19 protein-coding genes and 2 pseudogenes are annotated in these 16,448 nt (G+C 67.1%); 11 read left to right on the top strand and 10 right to left on the bottom strand.

Annotation, left to right across the window (positions count from 1 at the left end; translation table 11 throughout):
• From ACWDU1_RS15855 to rpmB, 4 genes and pseudogenes are all read right to left on the bottom strand, one after another.
• A pseudogene (locus ACWDU1_RS15855) lies at positions 1 to 144 on the bottom strand (30S ribosomal protein S18); the annotation flags it as partial.
• 33 nt (positions 145 to 177) lie between these two features.
• Entirely contained in the window at positions 178 to 483 is a 306-nt protein-coding gene (rpsN, locus tag ACWDU1_RS15850) for a 30S ribosomal protein S14 (protein WP_449999136.1), read from the bottom strand.
• Positions 483 to 653: a 50S ribosomal protein L33 gene (rpmG, locus tag ACWDU1_RS15845; protein WP_357429947.1), complete on the bottom strand. Its 171-nt coding sequence runs from the start codon at positions 651 to 653 to the stop codon at positions 483 to 485. Before rpmG ends, rpsN begins: the two co-directional genes overlap by 1 nt.
• Positions 654 to 661: 8 nt before the next feature.
• Entirely contained in the window at positions 662 to 898 is a 237-nt protein-coding gene (gene rpmB, locus ACWDU1_RS15840; RefSeq protein WP_449999134.1) for a 50S ribosomal protein L28, read from the bottom strand.
• A 120-nt stretch (positions 899 to 1,018) separates the two neighbouring features.
• On the opposite strand from rpmB, the gene mrf reads away from it, so the two are divergent.
• The 3 genes from mrf to rpmF are packed head-to-tail and all read left to right on the top strand — an operon-like array spanning position 1,019 to position 2,794.
• Positions 1,019 to 2,350, top strand: a complete 1,332-nt coding sequence (mrf, locus tag ACWDU1_RS15835; RefSeq protein WP_449999133.1) for a ribosome hibernation factor-recruiting GTPase MRF — start codon at positions 1,019 to 1,021, stop codon at positions 2,348 to 2,350.
• On the top strand, positions 2,350 to 2,619 hold the full coding sequence (locus tag ACWDU1_RS15830) for a type B 50S ribosomal protein L31 (RefSeq protein WP_449999131.1): 270 nt from the start codon (positions 2,350 to 2,352) through the stop codon (positions 2,617 to 2,619). Before mrf ends, ACWDU1_RS15830 begins: the two co-directional genes overlap by 1 nt.
• A gap of 1 nt (position 2,620) precedes the next feature.
• Entirely contained in the window at positions 2,621 to 2,794 is a 174-nt protein-coding gene (rpmF, locus tag ACWDU1_RS15825; RefSeq protein ID WP_449999129.1) for a 50S ribosomal protein L32, read from the top strand.
• 271 nt (positions 2,795 to 3,065) lie between these two features.
• On the opposite strand, the gene ACWDU1_RS15820 is transcribed toward rpmF, so the two are convergent.
• The 6 genes from ACWDU1_RS15820 to ACWDU1_RS15795 form a co-directional block, all read right to left on the bottom strand.
• Positions 3,066 to 3,386 carry a hypothetical protein gene (locus ACWDU1_RS15820; protein WP_449999127.1) on the bottom strand — a complete coding sequence of 107 codons (321 nt, stop codon included), beginning with the start codon at positions 3,384 to 3,386 and terminating at the stop codon, positions 3,066 to 3,068.
• A 20-nt stretch (positions 3,387 to 3,406) separates the two neighbouring features.
• Positions 3,407 to 4,318 carry an MHYT domain-containing protein gene (locus ACWDU1_RS15815; protein WP_449999125.1) on the bottom strand — a complete coding sequence of 304 codons (912 nt, stop codon included), beginning with the start codon at positions 4,316 to 4,318 and terminating at the stop codon, positions 3,407 to 3,409.
• A complete protein-coding gene (locus ACWDU1_RS15810; protein ID WP_449999123.1) occupies positions 4,311 to 4,943 on the bottom strand; it encodes a GTP-binding protein in 633 nt (210 codons plus the stop codon). Before ACWDU1_RS15810 ends, ACWDU1_RS15815 begins: the two co-directional genes overlap by 8 nt.
• On the bottom strand, positions 4,924 to 5,298 hold the full coding sequence (locus ACWDU1_RS15805) for a DUF742 domain-containing protein (RefSeq protein WP_449999137.1): 375 nt from the start codon (positions 5,296 to 5,298) through the stop codon (positions 4,924 to 4,926). The genes ACWDU1_RS15810 and ACWDU1_RS15805 overlap by 20 nt, the downstream gene beginning before the upstream one ends.
• Positions 5,299 to 5,438: 140 nt before the next feature.
• Positions 5,439 to 5,846: a roadblock/LC7 domain-containing protein gene (locus ACWDU1_RS15800; RefSeq protein ID WP_449999122.1), complete on the bottom strand. Its 408-nt coding sequence runs from the start codon at positions 5,844 to 5,846 to the stop codon at positions 5,439 to 5,441.
• Positions 5,843 to 8,632 (bottom strand): ATP-binding protein, encoded by a 2,790-nt coding sequence (locus tag ACWDU1_RS15795; protein ID WP_449999120.1) that lies wholly within the window; start codon positions 8,630 to 8,632, stop codon positions 5,843 to 5,845. Before ACWDU1_RS15795 ends, ACWDU1_RS15800 begins: the two co-directional genes overlap by 4 nt.
• Before the next feature lie 450 nt (positions 8,633 to 9,082).
• Between ACWDU1_RS15795 and ACWDU1_RS15790 the strand changes: the two genes are divergently transcribed.
• From ACWDU1_RS15790 to ACWDU1_RS15755, 8 genes and pseudogenes are all read left to right on the top strand, one after another.
• Positions 9,083 to 9,769, top strand: a complete 687-nt coding sequence (locus ACWDU1_RS15790) for a response regulator transcription factor (RefSeq protein WP_449999118.1) — start codon at positions 9,083 to 9,085, stop codon at positions 9,767 to 9,769.
• Positions 9,770 to 9,777: 8 nt separating this feature from the next.
• The gene (locus ACWDU1_RS15785) at positions 9,778 to 11,295 is read left to right on the top strand and encodes an ATP-binding protein (protein ID WP_449999116.1); all 1,518 of its coding nucleotides are present in this window, start codon (positions 9,778 to 9,780) and stop codon (positions 11,293 to 11,295) included.
• A 465-nt stretch (positions 11,296 to 11,760) separates the two neighbouring features.
• Positions 11,761 to 13,161 (top strand): S1C family serine protease, encoded by a 1,401-nt coding sequence (locus ACWDU1_RS15780; protein WP_449999114.1) that lies wholly within the window; start codon positions 11,761 to 11,763, stop codon positions 13,159 to 13,161.
• Positions 13,161 to 13,715, top strand: a complete 555-nt coding sequence (locus ACWDU1_RS15775) for a MogA/MoaB family molybdenum cofactor biosynthesis protein (protein ID WP_357426754.1) — start codon at positions 13,161 to 13,163, stop codon at positions 13,713 to 13,715. Before ACWDU1_RS15780 ends, ACWDU1_RS15775 begins: the two co-directional genes overlap by 1 nt.
• A 15-nt stretch (positions 13,716 to 13,730) precedes the next feature.
• Positions 13,731 to 13,919 (top strand): hypothetical protein, encoded by a 189-nt coding sequence (locus ACWDU1_RS15770; RefSeq protein WP_449999112.1) that lies wholly within the window; start codon positions 13,731 to 13,733, stop codon positions 13,917 to 13,919.
• 646 nt (positions 13,920 to 14,565) lie between these two features.
• Positions 14,566 to 15,240 carry an MspA family porin gene (locus ACWDU1_RS15765; RefSeq protein ID WP_449999110.1) on the top strand — a complete coding sequence of 225 codons (675 nt, stop codon included), beginning with the start codon at positions 14,566 to 14,568 and terminating at the stop codon, positions 15,238 to 15,240.
• An 80-nt stretch (positions 15,241 to 15,320) separates the two neighbouring features.
• Complete coding sequence (locus ACWDU1_RS15760) at positions 15,321 to 15,995, top strand: MspA family porin (RefSeq protein WP_449999109.1); 675 nt, start codon at positions 15,321 to 15,323, stop codon at positions 15,993 to 15,995.
• Between the two features lie 318 nt (positions 15,996 to 16,313).
• Positions 16,314 to 16,448, top strand: a pseudogene (locus ACWDU1_RS15755) (MspA family porin); the annotation flags it as partial.

Genomic DNA, 16,448 nt, shown 5'->3' with positions numbered 1-16,448 from the left:
GCCGCGGTCGGAGATGAACGTGCGGAGCAGGTTCACGTCCTTGTAGTCGACCGTTTCGATGCCCGCGGCGATCAGCGGATTCTTCTTCGGCTTACGGGCCTGCTCGGCGCGGGCCTTCTTCGAGGGGGCTCGTTTGACTGCCATGTGACCGGTTCCTAACTCACGAGATCTGCGGGGTTACCAGCTCGATTTGTGCACACCGGGCAACTCTCCCCGATGTGCCATCTCACGTACACGCACGCGTGACAGGCCGAACTTCCGGAGATAACCGCGCGGTCGCCCGTCGGCGGTGTCCCGATTGCGCAATCGTACCGGACTGGCGTCGCGGGGCAGGCGGCGCAGGGCGGCCTGTGCGGTCAGGCGTTCGTCGGCGGGCGTGGTCGGTTTCCGGATGATTTCCTTCAGTTCGGCCCGCCGCTCGGCGTAACGCTCGACGATCTCCCGGCGCTGTTCGTTCCGCGCGATCTTGGATTTCTTGGCCATTACCGTTCCTCTCGGAAGTCGACGTGACGGCGGATCACCGGGTCGTACTTCTTCAGCACCATCCGGTCGGGATCGTTGCGCCGGTTCTTGCGGGTGACGTAGGTGTAGCCGGTGCCCGCGGTGGAGCGGAGTTTGATCACCGGGCGGATATCGGTCGATTTGGATGCCATGGCGTGCCTCAGATGCGTTCGCCGCGGGCGCGGAGGCGGGCCACCACGGCCTCGATCCCGTCGCGGTCGATGGTTTTGATGCCCTTGGCCGATACGTTCAGGGTGATGCGGCGGCCTTCGGCGGGCAGGTAGTAGGTCTTGCGCTGGATATTGGGGTCCCAGCGCCGGCTCGTTCGCTTATGGGAGTGGGAGACGGTTTTGCCGAACCCGGGCTTGCGGCCGGTGACCTGGCAGTGTGCGGACATGGGGCTCCTTCCGGATGTCGTTGAAGACACATAGCCGATGATGACAATCATTTTCGACAACTTCGATCCGGAACTGTACCGTGTGCCGGGTAGTTAATGAAAATCATTACCGAAAGGGTCGTGGTGTCCCACTCCGCACAGGTTCCAGAACCGCTCGACCGCCGCACGCCCGTGGTGGTGGTCGCGGGACTGCACGGTGACCCGGACGGCACCGTCGGGCTCATCGCCGGGGCGCTCGGTGCGGCGGCGGGAACCGTCGTGATCCGGCACGACCTCACCGATCTCCACCAGGGAGTGGTGCGCCGGACCGTGCACGCGGGCGGAACGGTCACGCGGACGGTCCACGAACTGGCGCACGGATGTGTGTCCTGCACGCTGCGAGCGGATCTGCTCCCACTACTGCGCACCCTGGCCGGGCGCGATTCGGTGCGTCGCATCGTGCTGGCGCTGGATCCGGCGTTCGAGGCGGAATCGGTCTGCGAAGGGATCACCGATATCGAGGTCACGGGCATGGTGGGCCGCGTGGACGGGCCCGCGTCCCGGGATGTGCGGGTGGCGGCTGTGCTCACCGCGATCGATGCCCGGACCTGGCTCGCCGCCGCGACCGGCGACGAAACACTGGCCGAACGCGGCTGGGCCCGCGCGGACGACGAGCGCACGGTGGCCCAGCTGGCCGTCGGGCAGGTCGATTTCGCCGACGCCGTGCTGGTCACCGGCGGGCATGCCGTGACGACAGCGGAGCGGGTCGCGCTGGCGGCGGTGCTGCGGCGGCTGGTGCCCCTGGCTCCGGTGTCGTGGGACGAGGATGTCACTCCAGCGGTCGTCGACGATCTGCTGGGCCGGATTCCCGCCGACGCCCGGCGCGGCACGGTCTTCGACGCATATGCGCCACTGCTGCGCGGCCGTCCGCCGCTGGGACCGGCCGACGGTGTCGAACTCGTCGAGTTCGCGGCGCGCCGGCCGTTCCATCCGCAGCGGCTGCACGAGGCCCTGGACGTGTTGTTCTACGGAGTGATCGCCGCTCGCGGCCGGGTCTGGCTGGCGACGCAACCCGACGAGGTGGTGTGGCTGGAATCCGCGGGCGGCGGGCTCCGGGTCGGCGGCGCCGGACGCTGGCTGGCGGCCATGCCGCCCGCGGAGTTCGCCGAGGCCGATCCGGAGCGGCGGGCGCTGGCGGCGCTGGGCTGGGACGACCGGTTCGGCGATCGCGAGATCTCGCTGACGATCCTGGTACACGGCGCCGATCCGGACGAGATCCGTCAGGCGTTGCACTGGGCGCTGGTCGACGACGCCGAACTGCGCCTGGTCGATCGCGCTCCCCATCAGGTGGCCCGCTGGGACGATCCCTTCGGTGAATGGCATACCGATCCCTGCGAATCGGAGATACCGCATCCCGCCGCCACCGGCGACGGAGGCGGCGATACGGGCGAGCATGCCCGGAAGGAGAAATGATGAAATCGGGTATTCATCCGGACTACCACCCGGTGATCGTCGAGGACGCGAGTACCGGGAAGCGGTTCCTCACCCGGTCCACGGCGACCGCCGAACGTACCGTCGCCTGGACCGACGGTAATACCTACCCCCTGCTCGTGGTGGACGTGACCTCGGATTCGCACCCCTTCTGGACCGGCGCCCAGCGGCTGCTGGATACCCAGGGGCGGGTGGAGAAGTTTCACCGCCGGTACGGCACCCGCGTCGCGCCGGCCCGGAAGGGGCAGTGAGATGGCGGTTCCGAAGCGGAGGATGTCGCGGTCCAATACCCGCAGCCGCCGGGCGAACTGGAAGGCGGCCCCGCCGGACCTGGTGCCGGTGACGATCGGCGGTGTGGTGTATCGAGTGCCGCGGCGCCTGTTACAGGCGGTTCGCCGCGGGCTGATCGACCCGGAACGGCGCTGAAATGTCAGGGCCCCTAGATGTGAAATGAGGGGCACGGCAGGGTTGTCCGGCCCAGAGTCGGGCGGATCCGGCAATCATCGGGCAATCGCTACCGCCGCATCGACCTGGTTACCCGCTAGCTGGCCGATTGCGGACCGAAGGCCGGGGCGTGGGCCCGATTCCGTACTGGTACACGGTGTTCGCCGGAAAAACTTGCCGTAGCGCTGCTTCACCGGTCCATACCGATTATCCTCGTGCGTGAGGGCGGGTCTCCCAGCAATGGGAGACCCGCTCATCGCCAATTCTGAGGGCTTTCGCCCGGATTCTCCGCCGCATCACCGGCATTCTCCGTGCGGGCCACGCATTCCGCGGACAACGCCTCTGCCAGCAGGTTCAGCTGTCGTAGCAGGGCGAGTGCCAGTGCGGCGGGCAGCAGCATCAGTGAGACAGGCCACGGCAGGACGATCCGTTCGGGACTGTCGGCCGGGGTCACGAGATCGGCTACCGTCGCCTCCATCTCACTGATCTCGGTGCGCAACTCGGCCACTTCGCCTCGCAGGGCGCGCAGCTGGGCCCACAGCTCGCGCAGCACCGTCTCCTGATCCACCGGCACGGCTTCGGCGTCCGTCCGGATCAGCGGGCGGGCTCGGGCAGCGGCCGGTCGCGCTGGGCCAGTGCCGCCGCCGCGGAGGGCCGGGAACCGCGCGGATCGGCGTCGCCGGATACCACCGGGGCGTCGCCGGCCGGACCGCCTTCCGGTGTGTTCGCCGGAGCGGGCTTGCGCGGCGCGGGCTGGACATCGCGCCGCTCCGGCGCGACCAGGACCGCGGTGATCGGGACGGCCAACGCGAGCAGTCCGATCACGAACATGGGGAACGCGTAACCGAACAACTCCATGCCCTGCGCCGGTTCGGCATCGGGGTCCACGCGGAACTCCAGGGCGGCGATCCCGGTGAAGTACACGGCCGCGACACCCGCCGCGAACATCAGTACCGACCCCACCCGCGCCGCGGGGAAGCGGAACCGCTGGAACAGCCACAGGCACAGCGAGGACGCGCCGACGGCGATCACGATCGCGATCAGGAAGAGCCAGAACGTCACCGACACCGAGCCCTGGATATCGATGGAGGTCAGCTGCAGCCACAGCATGGATCCGAAGCCGATCCCGAGCGCGCCGGCCGCGTAGGCCATCCGCTGGATATGGAACTCACGGCCGGCGAGCAGCAGTCCGACGAAGACCGCGCCCACGGAGAACAGCAGGGAAACGGTGAGTCCGGAGATATCGAAGCGCAGGATCTGGCCCGGGATGGAGACGCCCAGCATCGAGACCACGAAGGACAGCCAGATGCCTACGCCACCGATGGACACCGCGGCGGCCGCGATCCACACCGGCCGGAAACGCACCGAACGGCGGCCGTTCACCGCACACGCCAGTCCGACGAACATGCCCACGGCCGAGATCACGACCGTCAGCAGGACCAGCCAATACCCCATGGTGAACAGATCGACGGTCGCGACCGTCTCGGCGGCCAGCGTTTCAGCCATGCCGGGCGACTCCTTGATATTCCTGGGCTTTCAGACGGCTGATCGCGTATTCGGTGACGGCCGCCAGCGACTGGCGGACCTCCTTGGCGTCCCGGGCGTCGATATCCACGATCGGGACGCCCTCGCGCACCGAGAGTGCTTCGCGGAGCTCGGCCATGGCGAACCTCGGGGAGTTCGGGAACCTGTTCACCGCGATGAGGAACGGCAGTTTGCGGGCCTCGAAGAAATCGACGGCGGCGAAACTGTCCTCGAGGCGGCGGGTGTCGACCAGGACCACGGCCCCGATGGCACCGCGGATCAGGTCGTCCCACATGAACCAGAACCGGCGCTGGCCGGGCGTACCGAACAGGTACAGCGTCAGATTGCCGGGCAGGATGATCCGGCCGAAATCCATGGCCACCGTGGTGGTCTGCTTATCCGGTGTGTCGTCGAGATTGTCGACGCCGTCGGAGAAGCTGGTGACCATTGCTTCGGTGCGCAGCGGCACGATTTCCGAGACCGCACCCACGAAGGTCGTCTTACCCGCGCCGAACCCCCCGGCAACCACGATCTTGGTCGAGGCGACGCGGGTATCGGATTCCGCCGCGGCACCACCCTGGTTCTGGCTATAGGGCTCGGAGTCCACGCAATGTCCTCTCCATCAGCGACCGGCGCTCGTCGTAGCTCGCCTGCTCGGTCAAAGTCGAATGCACTCGCAGGTTGCCGTCCACGACGAGATCGCCGATGACGACGCGGACCATACCGAGCGAACGATCGAGATGTGCGGCGATTTCGGCGACCGACAGCTGGTGGGTTCCGAGACGCAGGATCTCGGACCGGATATCGCCGGACGGCCAATCGAATTGTGCATGATAGGAGATGGTTTCGATAACCGCCTCCATCGGCAGATCGACCGCGGGCTGCGTACGACCCGAGGTGAGGGCGTAGGGCCGGACCCGTCCGGCGCGGCGGGAGCCGCTGGACTGCGGGGTTCCGGGCACCCGGTACGTACCGGTGTTGTACTGCGACGATTCGGGTCCGAGGTGCTGTGCGCCGGGTCCGAAGTTGTGCGCACCGGGCCCGTAATCGGGCCCGCCGGCGTGGTAATTGGGCATGCCTTGGCCGAATTGCGACATTGTGCTCAGACGGTGGATCGGGCGGTAGCGCTGACGGCCGAACCGACACGGTCGACGAGGAGGGCCATCTCGTATCCGATCCGGCCGATATCGTGCTGCTTGTTCGCGAGTACCGCGATATGGGAGCCGTTGCCGACGCTCATCACGAGTAGGTAGCCGCGCTGCATCTCGACGATCGACTGCATCACCTTGCCGCCGTCGAACAACTGCGCGGCCCCGGTCGACAGACTGGCCAGCCCGGCGGTGACCGCGGCGAGCTGTTCGGCGCGATCAGCGGGCAGATGGGGGCTCACGGCCTGGAGCAGGCCGTCGGCGGAGACCAGGACGGCATGCGAGACACCGGGGACGTCGCGGGTGAATCTGGCCACCAGCCAGTTCAGGTTCTCGTCCGTGCTGCTCTTCGGGTCGGTCATGGAACCCCTCCGTCATTGTGCTGAACATCGGCCCGCCCACTGCGGACCCCACTCAGGTGTCTGGTCAGATTGCTCCGGATCTCGTCCGGGTTCCGCGGGGCCTCGTCTTCGACGGGGGCCAGCCCGCCCGGCACGAGCTGGGCGCCCGGCCGGCGGATGGGGAGCCCATTCGCGGTGGTGGAATCCGAACTCGGCTTGGCCGCGTCCTCCGCGGCGAGCCAGCCGATATCGGCCGGAGTGGTCCAGTCCTGGCGTGGCTGTTCTTGTGTTGCCGGTTCGACCAGCCATTCCGACACCATACGCTGATAGATCGGAGTGGGTGTCTCGGCGCCGACCGGTTGCAGTCGTTGGGAAGTCGTGGTTGCGGCCGCGATCGGTTCGTGCTGCCGTTCGGTGGGCCGGCCGAACGGATCGTCGTGGTCCATACCCGGCCGCCGGATGGGCAATCCGGAGCGCGAGGTCTGTGGGGTCTGGGGTTGGGCGGGCGGTGCGGACCAGTCGTCGCGCGTATCCACCGGCGCCGGAAACGACTTGGCTTTGTAGGTTTCCGACCACAGTCCGGTCGGTGTGCTCTCGGGTTCCGGCTCGGGTTCGGGTACCGGGTCGAAGGCCGAGAAGGTGTCCCGGGAACCGAAGCCGCCGTTACCGTTGCCGGCCCCCACCGGGCTCTCGGCGCCGGGGCGCCGCTGCGGCAGGCCGGTCGGCGTGGTGCCGAAGCTGTGGCTCGGTGTGGAATCCAGTGCCGGGGGCGAGACCGGCGCGGAAGCAGGGGAGAGTGCGGGGGGAGCGGCGGGCGGCAGTAGCGGAGACGCGGTGCGCGTCGGCCACGATTCCGAGATCGGCGGTACCGACGCCAGCTGGCGCGTCGAGGGCTGCTGCAGCGGCGGCGGCGTGAGAGCGAGATCGGCGGTGAGGGTGTTGGGGTTGTCGGCGCCGGTGTCGGGCGAGACCAGCAGACCCGGAAGATGCAGGCTGGCGGTGATACCGGGCTGCTGGGCCATGGTCGAGGTACGGCGCAGACCCACGGTGATCTGATGCCGTTTGGCCAGCCGGCCGACGACGAACAGACCCATCCGGCGCGCGGTTTCGACGTTGATCTCACCACCGGAGGCCAGCCGGGCGTTGGCGGCCTGTAGATCCTCGGTGGCCATGCCGAGGCCGCGGTCGGTGATCTCGATGAGGTATCCGCCGTCGACCGCGCGCGATACGGTCACCGCGACCGGGGTGTTGGGCGGGGAGTACCGCAACGCGTTGTCGATGACCTCGGCGAGCAGATGTTCGATATCGACGGCGGGTTCACCGGCGACGACCCCGTCGGGGACATGGCCGATCTCCACCCGCTGATAGTCCTCGACCTGGGAGACCGCGCTCCACAACATATCGGACAGCGGTACCGGGTCCAGCTGGCCGCGGCGCAACGCGGTACCGGCCAGGACCAGCAGGTTGTCGCCGTTACGGCGCATCCGGGTGGCGAGATGGTCGAGACGGAACAGGCTCTGCAACCGCTCCGGATCGTCCTCGTCGTGTTCGAGATCCTCGATGATGCCGAGTTGCTGCTCCACCAGCGACTGGCTGCGCCGGGAGAGCGTCTCGAACATATTGCCGATCTGCACCCGCAGCCGGGCCTGGTCGCCGGCGAGTTTGAGGGCCTGCTGATGCATTTCGTCCACCGCGCGGGCCAGCTGGCCGATCTCCTCGGTGCCCTGCACGCCGACCGGCTGGATCTCGGGGGTCTCGGCACCGCCGCGGACCTGTTCGAGCTCTTCGGGGAGCAGTACGTGGGCGACTTCGAGGGCGTCCCGGCGCAACCGGCGGACCGGTACGACCAGGGTCCGGGCGACCGCGAGCGCCAGCGTCAGGCCGCCGAGGAGGGCCGCGATCAGCAGCGCGGTCTCACGCAGCGCGCTGTTCTGCGCGGATACCGTCGCGTGATGCAGCGCGCCGGTGATGGTGGCGGTGAGCTGTCCGGTGGTGGTCTCGTAGGCCTGGGAACTGGTCATCAGCGATTCCCGGGCCGCCGGATCGGTGAGCGCGCCCTGGGTGCCCTGGCTGAAGATGGCCAGCCGGGTCTGCACCGCGTCCAGCAGTGGACGCATATTGCCGGTCACGTCCGGCATGATCTGGCCGTACTGGTGGATCATGGTGAGTTCGGCACCGCCGGAGGTGAGGACCCGGGCGCGCATGGCCGGATTGTCCTCGGCGGTCGGCGAACTGATCACCAGACGCTGCGCGGTCAGCGACCTGCGCGCATTCTGAATGGCGCTGACCTGCAGGAAGTAGCGCTGAATCGAGAGGTCCTCGACCGTGGGCGACTGGGCCAGGGCGTTGCCGATCCGGACCGCGATCTCGTCGGCCTGGTCGCCGACCATGGCCGGCGTTCCGGTGCTGAGCCCGCTGCGCATGGTGCTGCCCACGGTGAGGGCGGAGGCGAGTTCCCGGGAGACCTCGGGGCGGATCTGGTTGGCGTCCAGCGCGCGTTCGAGGGCCTGGTGGGCGGAGTCGAACCGGGCCAGCGCGGCGGTGGCCTGCGATTCGGAGTTACCCGTGCTGTTGGCGGTCGCGGTGACCGCGAGGTGTTCGGCGGCCGCGTTGTAGTCGACGATCGGCCCGATGATGCGTGACTGCTGGGTCGCTGATTCGAGCTGTTCCAGCGTTCGCAGCTCGTTGTTGATCCGCAGGACGGCGAACAGTGTCGCCAGCACGACCGGCAACACCAGCACGATGCCGACCTTGCGGGTGACCGACCAGTTGGACAGGCTGAATTGCCACGGTCGCGGTGTTTCCATCCGCCTCTGTCGCCTCCGCATCACGATCGACCTCATTTGGTGCGTGGCCGTTTCAGTTATGATTCAATCCACAACGAACCGACCAGAGGTCTGGTTTTTACCGCTCGAAACATACCGTGCATGCTACCGGTCGGCAATCGGGGCGTTCAGACGGTTATATCGCGAATATAGCGTATGGGGAACAGGTTTCGTCACATATCACAACTCGGTAATGAGAGATCCGGTTATCGGATGAATTCGCAGGTAGTGGCGCCGAATGGTGGGTACGGGCCGATCTCGGTCGCGTTCTCGGACCGGCCGGCGTGGGTGACGGGGCGGGTGAATCGCCCTTAACATTCTGGACGCCTGTTCAGAATGTCGAAAGGTACGGGATGAACTCCGTGGCAGCGGTCCGCGCCGGGCGGCGGGCCCTCTCAGTAGCCTCTCAGTCGCTGCCGTCAAACTGGTGATATGCGCATACTGGTGGTCGACGACGATCGTGCGGTCAGGGAATCGCTGCGCCGGTCGCTGACCTTCAACGGCTACACCGTCGATCTGGCCGTGGACGGTATCGACGCACTGGAGAAGGCGACCGCGGAGCGCCCGGACGCGCTGGTCCTCGATGTGATGATGCCGAGATTGGATGGGCTGGAGGTCTGCCGGAGGTTGCGCAGTACCGGCGACGATCTGCCGATTCTGGTCCTGACCGCCCGTGACTCGGTGTCGGAGCGGGTCGCCGGGCTCGACGCCGGCGCCGACGACTATCTGCCCAAACCGTTCGCGCTGGAAGAGTTGCTGGCCCGGCTGCGGGCGCTGCTGCGGCGACGGGCCCCCGATGCCGGCGAGATCTCCGAGGCGATGAAGTTCGCGGATCTGTCGATGGATCCGGTCACCCGGGAGGTATCGCGGGGAACGAGATCCATCTCACTGACCCGCACCGAATTCTCACTGCTGGAAATGCTGATGGCCAATCCGCGCCGGGTCCTGACCCGCGGGCGCATCCTCGAAGAGGTGTGGGGCTACGACTTCCCGACCTCGGGTAACGCCCTGGAGGTCTATATCGGCTATCTGCGCCGCAAGACCGAGGCCGACGGTGAGCCCCGGCTCATCCATACCGTCCGCGGCGTCGGGTACGTGCTGCGCGAGACGCCCCCGTAAGCACGGATATGGCACGCACTCCACGTTCGGCGACGAAGAAACATACCGTCGCACCACTCGGCGGCCCATGGCCGGACGAGCCGCCCACCATGCGGCCACCGACACCGCTGACGCGCACCGTCTCGCTGCGCTGGCGGGTCACGCTGCTGGCCGCGTCGCTGGTGGCCATCTTCGTCGCGATCACCTCGATCGCCGCCTACGCCATGGTGGCCCGTGCCCTGTACGGCCAGGTGGATGCCCAGCTCCGGGCCCGCGCGGAGACCATGATCAGCGGCGATATCGACAATATGGCGTTCCAGTCGCTCGGTGTGGCGACGCTGTTCTCCAACGATATCGGTGTGGCCCTGATCTACCCGGCGGCGAACCAGGATTCGACGCAGCGGCAGAGCCTGCCGGTCTATATGCCGCCGCAGCCCACCACGCCGCCCATCGGTACCGAGGAGATCGCGGTCGCCCAGGGCCGGCGCGATTCCTCGCTGCGCACATACAACAGCCAGCGGGTACTCGCCGAGCGGATGGATTCCGGGGTCACCCTGATCATTTCGCAGCGGCTGGAACCGACCCGGGAGGTTCTGGACCGGCTGGCCTGGCTGCTGTTCGCGGTGGGCGCGTGCGGGGTGGTGCTGGCGGCCGGCGCCGGGACCACGGTCGGGCGTACGGGTCTGCGGCCCATCGCCCGGCTCACCGCCGCCACCGAACGTATCGCCCGCACCGACGATCTGACCCCCATCCCGGTGACCGGCGACGACGAACTCGCCCGGCTGACCGAGAGCTTCAACACCATGCTGCGGGCGCTCACGGAATCACGTGACCGGCAGCGCCGCCTGGTCGCGGACGCCGGTCACGAGCTGCGCACCCCCCTGACCTCGCTGCGCACGAATATGGAACTGCTGATCGCCTCGAGTCGTCCCGACGCCCCGGCCATCCCCGAGCAGGACATGGCCGAACTGCGCTCCGATGTGATGGCCCAGATCGAAGAGTTGTCCAACCTCGTCGGCGATCTGGTCGATCTCGCCCGCGAGGACGCGCCGGAAACCGTGTACGAGCGGGTGGACCTCGGCGAAGTCACCGAACGCTCCCTGGAAAGGGTCCGCCGGCGCAGTGCCGTCGGATTCGACGCGGAATTGCGGCCCTGGTTCGTTTACGGAGACGAGGCCGCCTTGGAACGCGCAATTCTCAATGTGCTCGACAATGCCGCGAAATGGAGTCCACCGGATGAGCCGGTCCGGGTCGTGATGGCCGAAACCGGCCGCGGCCTGCTCGAACTCTCGGTAGGTGATGCCGGCCCCGGCATTCCCTTCGCCGAGCGCGAACTGGTTTTCGAGCGTTTCTATCGGACCACCGCGTCCCGATCGATGCCCGGCTCCGGCCTAGGGCTGGCAATTGTGAAGCAGGTCGTCACCAAACACGGCGGCACCATTGCCATAGACAGTTCCGACCGCGGCGGCGCACTGATTCGAATCGTGTTGCCCGGAGAAAACCCGCCACCGGAAGAATATCGACCGGAAACCCCCGATAGCGCATAATTGCCGGGTCGATAAAAAATACCTACCGGCCGGATTCAGGATTCGCCGGCGCTTTCCGATGCACCCCGGAAGGAGAAGATTCGTGTCCGACCCCACCGATCCCTCCACCCGAGCCCCGATACTCCCACCCCCGATTTTCCCCGCGAACCACGTGTGCACGTCATCGCCCGTCCCCCTTCCTCCACTCACCCCCAGGCCCCCACCCCACCCACCGCAGGCCGCACCCACCCCACCCCGATACCGCGCCGAGTCTTACGAGGCCCTGAAAGGGTTCGGCCCGCGTCTGCTGTCAGCGCTCGAAGCAAAGCGGCGAAGCCGCGAGTCTCGAGCGCTGACAGCAGACGCTCAGAGGGCCGAACCCCGCGGCGCCGAAGGCGCCGCCAATAAACACAGCCCCCTCTCAGTTCGTTCTCAGTCCTTGTCGGCACGCTGGACGGCGGAGATGAGCAGCAGAAACGAGAAACCATGACCGAGGATTCCACCAATCGTCCGGATCGTCCGGAATCGGGTTCGGTGCCGCCCTCGCCTCCGCCGCCGGCGGGTTCACCGCCCGGCGCCGGTCCGGGGGGCGGTGTGCCGGTGCCCGGGCCGCCGACGGTCCCGGGACAGCAATTTTCCGGTGCCACGCCGTTCCCGGGGGACGTCCCGCCCGGGTACGCGGCTCCCGGGCCCGGTTTCGGCGGCATGCCACCCGGGGATACCGGGCAGTTCTATGCGGCCGCGCCGCCGCCGCCCACTGCGCGGAAGAATTCTCTGCGAACCGGTCTGGTGGCCGGTGGTCTGGCCCTCGCTCTGGTGAGCGGCGGTATCGGGGGTGTGGTGGGGGCCCTGGTCGCCGATTCCGGGGAGGGGCCCGCCGTGACGAACGCGCTGGACGCCCCGGTGCCGGATATCCGGGACGCGGCGAACGCGCCGGCGGGTTCGGTGCAGTCCGTGGCGCAGGAGGTTTTGCCGTCGGTGGTCATGATCGAGGTGGCCAGCAACCGGGGTCAGGGGGAGGGCTCGGGGGTGGTGTTGTCCTCGGACGGGTTGATTCTGACCAACAACCATGTGGCCGCCGGAGGTGGCGGGGGTGGCGGAATGCAGGTGTCCTTCGCCGACGGCACCACCGCGCCGGCGACGCTGGTGGGTGCGGATCCGGTTTCGGATCTGGCCGTGATCCAGGTACGTGGCAAGACCGATCTCAGGCCGATCGAGCTGGGTAGCTCCGCCGGCTTGCAGGTGGGTCAGCCGGTGGTGGCGATCGGTTCTCCGCTGGGGCTCGCGGGGACGGTGACCACCGGTATCGTCTCGGCTCTGAATCGCCCGGTGTCGACGACCGGGGAGGGTGGTAACGACCCCACGGTCCCGAATCCGGTGATCGACGCCATTCAGACCGATGCCGCGATCAACCCGGGCAATTCCGGCGGTGCGCTGGTGGACGGAGCGGGGCGGCTGGTCGGTATCAATACCGCCATCGCGAGCCTGGGTTCGTCGGGGGCGGCCGGTCAGCAGAGTGGTTCCATCGGGCTGGGCTTCGCTATTCCGGTCGATCAGGCCCGGCGGGTCGCCGATGAGTTGATCGAGACCGGTAAGGCCACTTATGCCCAGATCGGTATGACCGTGCAGCGGGACGAATCCGTACAGGGGGCCCGTGTTCTCGATGTCGCGGCCGGCGGTCCGGCGGCCGAAGCCGGTATCCCGCCGGGGTCGATCGTCACCAGGCTCGACGATCGCACGATAGATTCGGGTGACGCGCTGGTCGCCGCGGTGCGGTCGAAGCAGCCGGGCGACAAGGTGAAGGTGACGTATACCGATGGGCAGGGCGGCAATACCAAGACGGTCGAGGTGACCCTCGTTGCCGCGACAGTGGAAGGAGGCCGGTGATGCAGTTGGTGACCGGGGGCAGAGACGACTCGATCGAGGTCGGCGCTACGGTGAGCGGTATGGAAATCGATGCTCCTGTGGCGGGGCGCGCATTGGTCGTGGTCGTGGACGACCGGACGGCTCATGGCGGCGAGGATTCGCTGGGGCCGCTGGTCACCGAATTGCTCACCGAGGCGGGCTTCCTGGTAGACGCGTCGGTATCGGTGGAAGCCGATGAGGTCGCGATCCGGAACGCGCTGAACACCGCGGTGATCGGCGGGGTGGATCTGGTGATCTCGGTGGGCGGCACCGGTATGTCGCCGCGCGATGTGACCCCGGAGGCGACGGCCGAGGTGCTGGATCGTGATCTGCCGGGAATCAGTGAGGCGCTGCGCGCCTCGGGTCGCGTGGCGGGATCGCTGGACGCGGGTCTCTCGCGCGGGCTGGCGGGTATCTCGGGGAGCACCCTGGTGGTGAACCTGCCGGGCACCCGGGCCGCGGTCCGTGACGGTATGGCCACGCTGGGTCCGCTGGCGAGCCGGGTCATCGGCGAGCTGTCCGGTCTGCTGGAGTGACGCGGTGCGAACGCTATGAGTGAGGGTGAGACCCCCGAGGTCCCCCGCCGGGCGCGACGCCGGGCGGGGGACCTCGCGCGTATGGACCGGGTGTTCGGGGATGTGCTCCCTTCCACTACGCGTGACGAATGGGATGAGTCGCCGTCGCCGGAGCGCGACGGTGACGATTGGCTGCGGGGTCAGGTCCCGCCGCATCACGGTTGAGTCCGCGGGTGGGTTGGCCCGGCCGCCGGGCGGGCCGGGGCGCCACCTCTGCCGGTGGGGATCCAGGGGGCTGCCGGTCTCGTCCCGGTTCCGAAGATGAACGTAAGGTGTTGGCGCTCAACGACTTCCGGTTGAATGCCGGGTTAACCGGACATTTCCGGACGATTATGGGCCCTCGGCTATTTTTCTGATTTGTCCAGTTCTCGGTTCATGGAGATTTATAATCCCTCGTTCCGGGCGTGCCGGTTTGCTGCCAGGCGGAATTCTTAGCGCTTTCCATGCGCTCAATCGACCGCATATTCGCATGTCGCGACCTATTTGACCTGCCGCTATGTGCACGTGCACGGGCCGCTATACATTGATGTGATATGGATCACATCAATGTATAGCGAAAGCAAACTTTGTCCAATCTGTTATCGACCTCTTAAAATTTGTGCGTTGACCGCCGCAATGGCGGTCCGGCGGGGCCGGGCCAATTCGGATCTCGCCGGTCGCACCGTGTGCAATGCCCGATTTGCGGCGTTGCACCAAAATAACAACAGGTCACCTGTAGGTAACAAACGAGCGAAACACTGGTCGGAGCCGGAGAGCCCTGTGTGTCCGAGTCTCGAAGGCCTGCTGTTTGTCCGACATGATGAGGGGAAATATGAGCGAGAACCGCACCGACGGTGTACGTTATGGCGCCAGGATCGCGGGTGTCGGTGCCGCGGCCGCTTGCGCCGTGGGCCTACTGTCGGTGGGCGCCGCGAATGCCGATACCTTTGTGCCGTTGCCAGACGGCCAGAAGGCAGGTCCGGGGGTGACCATCTCCCGTACCGGCGAACACGCCGTGATTTCGCCTTCCATGGCGGCCAACGGCGCGGGCCGGGTGGTCTGGGTCTCCGGAAACGCGATTGCCGACGTTTCGGTGACGCCCGAGGGTGAAGCCGGTCCGAACAACGGTCCCACCGGCGCCGACGGCACCAACAACTCGTCCACGCACGGAGCCTCGCAGCTCAACACCGGCTATATCGTCGGTTGCCAGGTGAGCATCGGTGACGACGCCATCGGTCTGGGTGCCTCGGCCGGCATCACGATCGACGGCGGCAGCATCGGCGGATCCGTCGGCGTGGAACTGGGACCGGGCGAGGTCAAGTTCGTGCAGATCGACTACAAGGACATCGAGAAGCCCGGCCGCTACTCGGTGGAATATCAGGACGCGGAAATCGAGATCCAGGGTTGCGCCGGTTACGCGCAGGCCCGGGCATACACGGTGGTCGAGATCATCGGTGACCACTACTCGAAGACCACCCTCTACGGCCAGCCGTTCAGCATCGGCTGAGCCATCGGGCACGTCCACGTCGTATCGAACCGAACTTCTTCTCGCGTGCTCCGCGAGCTCTCCCCTCGAAGGGTGTAACCATGATCAACCGTAAGAAAATGGCGCGCCTGGCCGGCGTCGGCGCCGCCGCCACCATCGCCATGGGCCTGTTCTCGACCGGTGCGGCCAATGCCGACACCTTCATTCCGCTGCCCGGCGGCGAACTGGTCAAGACGCTGTCCGACGGCACGGTGGTGACCGTGCGCATGGTCGGCGAATCGGCGACCATCAGTCCGTCCATGGGTGCGACGCCGGTGCATCGCAACGCGTGGGCGTCCGGCAGCGCGCAGGTCGAGATCGCCGGCGGTGAGGACATCGGCGGCAAGATCTACCCGGGCTACGTGGTGGGCTGCCAGGTCAACATCGACGGCGGCGGCGTCGAGGGCGGCGCCAGCGCCGAGGCGGCCATCGAGGGCGATACCGCCTCGGTCACCCCGAGTGCCGAAGGCGGCGGAAACCTCACCGTCGGACCCGGTCAGGCCAAGTCGTTCTATGTCCTCGATATCGAGGGCCCGGACGACTACGGCAGCGAGGATCATTCGACCAACAACAAGTTCTCGGGCAACAGCGGCTCGGTGACCTGGTCGGATCAGACGATCGGCCTCAACGGCTGCGGCGGCTACGCCCAGGCCAGGTCCTTCGTCAGCGTCGAGGTGGAAACCGCGAACGTGATCAGCTACGTCACGCTGTGGGGTCAGCCCTTCAGTCTCGGCTGATCGAGGATCAAACCGCCATAGTGGCATGGAAACAGGCCCGTCGCAGCAGCGGCGGGCCTGTCTCGTGCCCCCGCAATTCGCGATAGACGGTGTTAGGGTGGCGTTTCCCCAGCATGCGTCACCTTCCGGCTACCTGGGAATCATGCATACGCCACACTACGTCGGCGGCACGGTAGCCAAGTGTTCACCCGCTGTGTCGTTTCGGGTTCATCTAGTGGCTACAGCCGTAACCCAAGCTCTATGAAGCCTGTTCTTGGGCCGCCCCGACCTCCCTCGCTGAGAGGTCGGGTGTCGCTGTAAACCTTGATGAGGGGAAATATGAGCAAGAACCGCACCACCGGCCTGCGCTGCGGCGCGCGCGCTCTGGGCGTCGGCGCTGTCGCTGCTGTGGCCATGGGTCTGTTCTCTACGGGTGCCGCCAACGCGGACACCTTCGTTCCGCTGCCGGACGGT

It is taken from the genome of Nocardia sp. NPDC003345, assembly GCF_053589395.1.
This window is presented reverse-complemented; position numbering and strand designations above follow the sequence as displayed.

Excerpts from the sequence above, each read along its gene's own strand:
- rpsN (WP_449999136.1), bottom strand. The coding sequence starts at position 483 with ATGGCCAAGAAATCCAAGATCGCGCGGAACGAACAGCGCCGGGAGATC.
- rpmG (WP_357429947.1), bottom strand. The coding sequence starts at position 653 with ATGGCATCCAAATCGACCGATATCCGCCCGGTGATCAAACTCCGCTCC.
- rpmB (WP_449999134.1), bottom strand. The coding sequence starts at position 898 with ATGTCCGCACACTGCCAGGTCACCGGCCGCAAGCCCGGGTTCGGCAAA.
- ACWDU1_RS15830 (WP_449999131.1), top strand. The coding sequence starts at position 2,350 with ATGAAATCGGGTATTCATCCGGACTACCACCCGGTGATCGTCGAGGAC.
- rpmF (WP_449999129.1), top strand. The coding sequence starts at position 2,621 with ATGGCGGTTCCGAAGCGGAGGATGTCGCGGTCCAATACCCGCAGCCGC.
- ACWDU1_RS15815 (WP_449999125.1), bottom strand. The coding sequence starts at position 4,318 with ATGGCTGAAACGCTGGCCGCCGAGACGGTCGCGACCGTCGATCTGTTC.
- ACWDU1_RS15800 (WP_449999122.1), bottom strand. The coding sequence starts at position 5,846 with ATGACCGACCCGAAGAGCAGCACGGACGAGAACCTGAACTGGCTGGTG.
- ACWDU1_RS15795 (WP_449999120.1), bottom strand. The coding sequence starts at position 8,632 with ATGGAAACACCGCGACCGTGGCAATTCAGCCTGTCCAACTGGTCGGTC.
- ACWDU1_RS15790 (WP_449999118.1), top strand. The coding sequence starts at position 9,083 with ATGCGCATACTGGTGGTCGACGACGATCGTGCGGTCAGGGAATCGCTG.
- ACWDU1_RS15785 (WP_449999116.1), top strand. The coding sequence starts at position 9,778 with ATGGCACGCACTCCACGTTCGGCGACGAAGAAACATACCGTCGCACCA.
- ACWDU1_RS15780 (WP_449999114.1), top strand. The coding sequence starts at position 11,761 with ATGACCGAGGATTCCACCAATCGTCCGGATCGTCCGGAATCGGGTTCG.
- ACWDU1_RS15775 (WP_357426754.1), top strand. The coding sequence starts at position 13,161 with ATGCAGTTGGTGACCGGGGGCAGAGACGACTCGATCGAGGTCGGCGCT.
- ACWDU1_RS15770 (WP_449999112.1), top strand. The coding sequence starts at position 13,731 with ATGAGTGAGGGTGAGACCCCCGAGGTCCCCCGCCGGGCGCGACGCCGG.
- ACWDU1_RS15765 (WP_449999110.1), top strand. The coding sequence starts at position 14,566 with ATGAGCGAGAACCGCACCGACGGTGTACGTTATGGCGCCAGGATCGCG.
- ACWDU1_RS15760 (WP_449999109.1), top strand. The coding sequence starts at position 15,321 with ATGATCAACCGTAAGAAAATGGCGCGCCTGGCCGGCGTCGGCGCCGCC.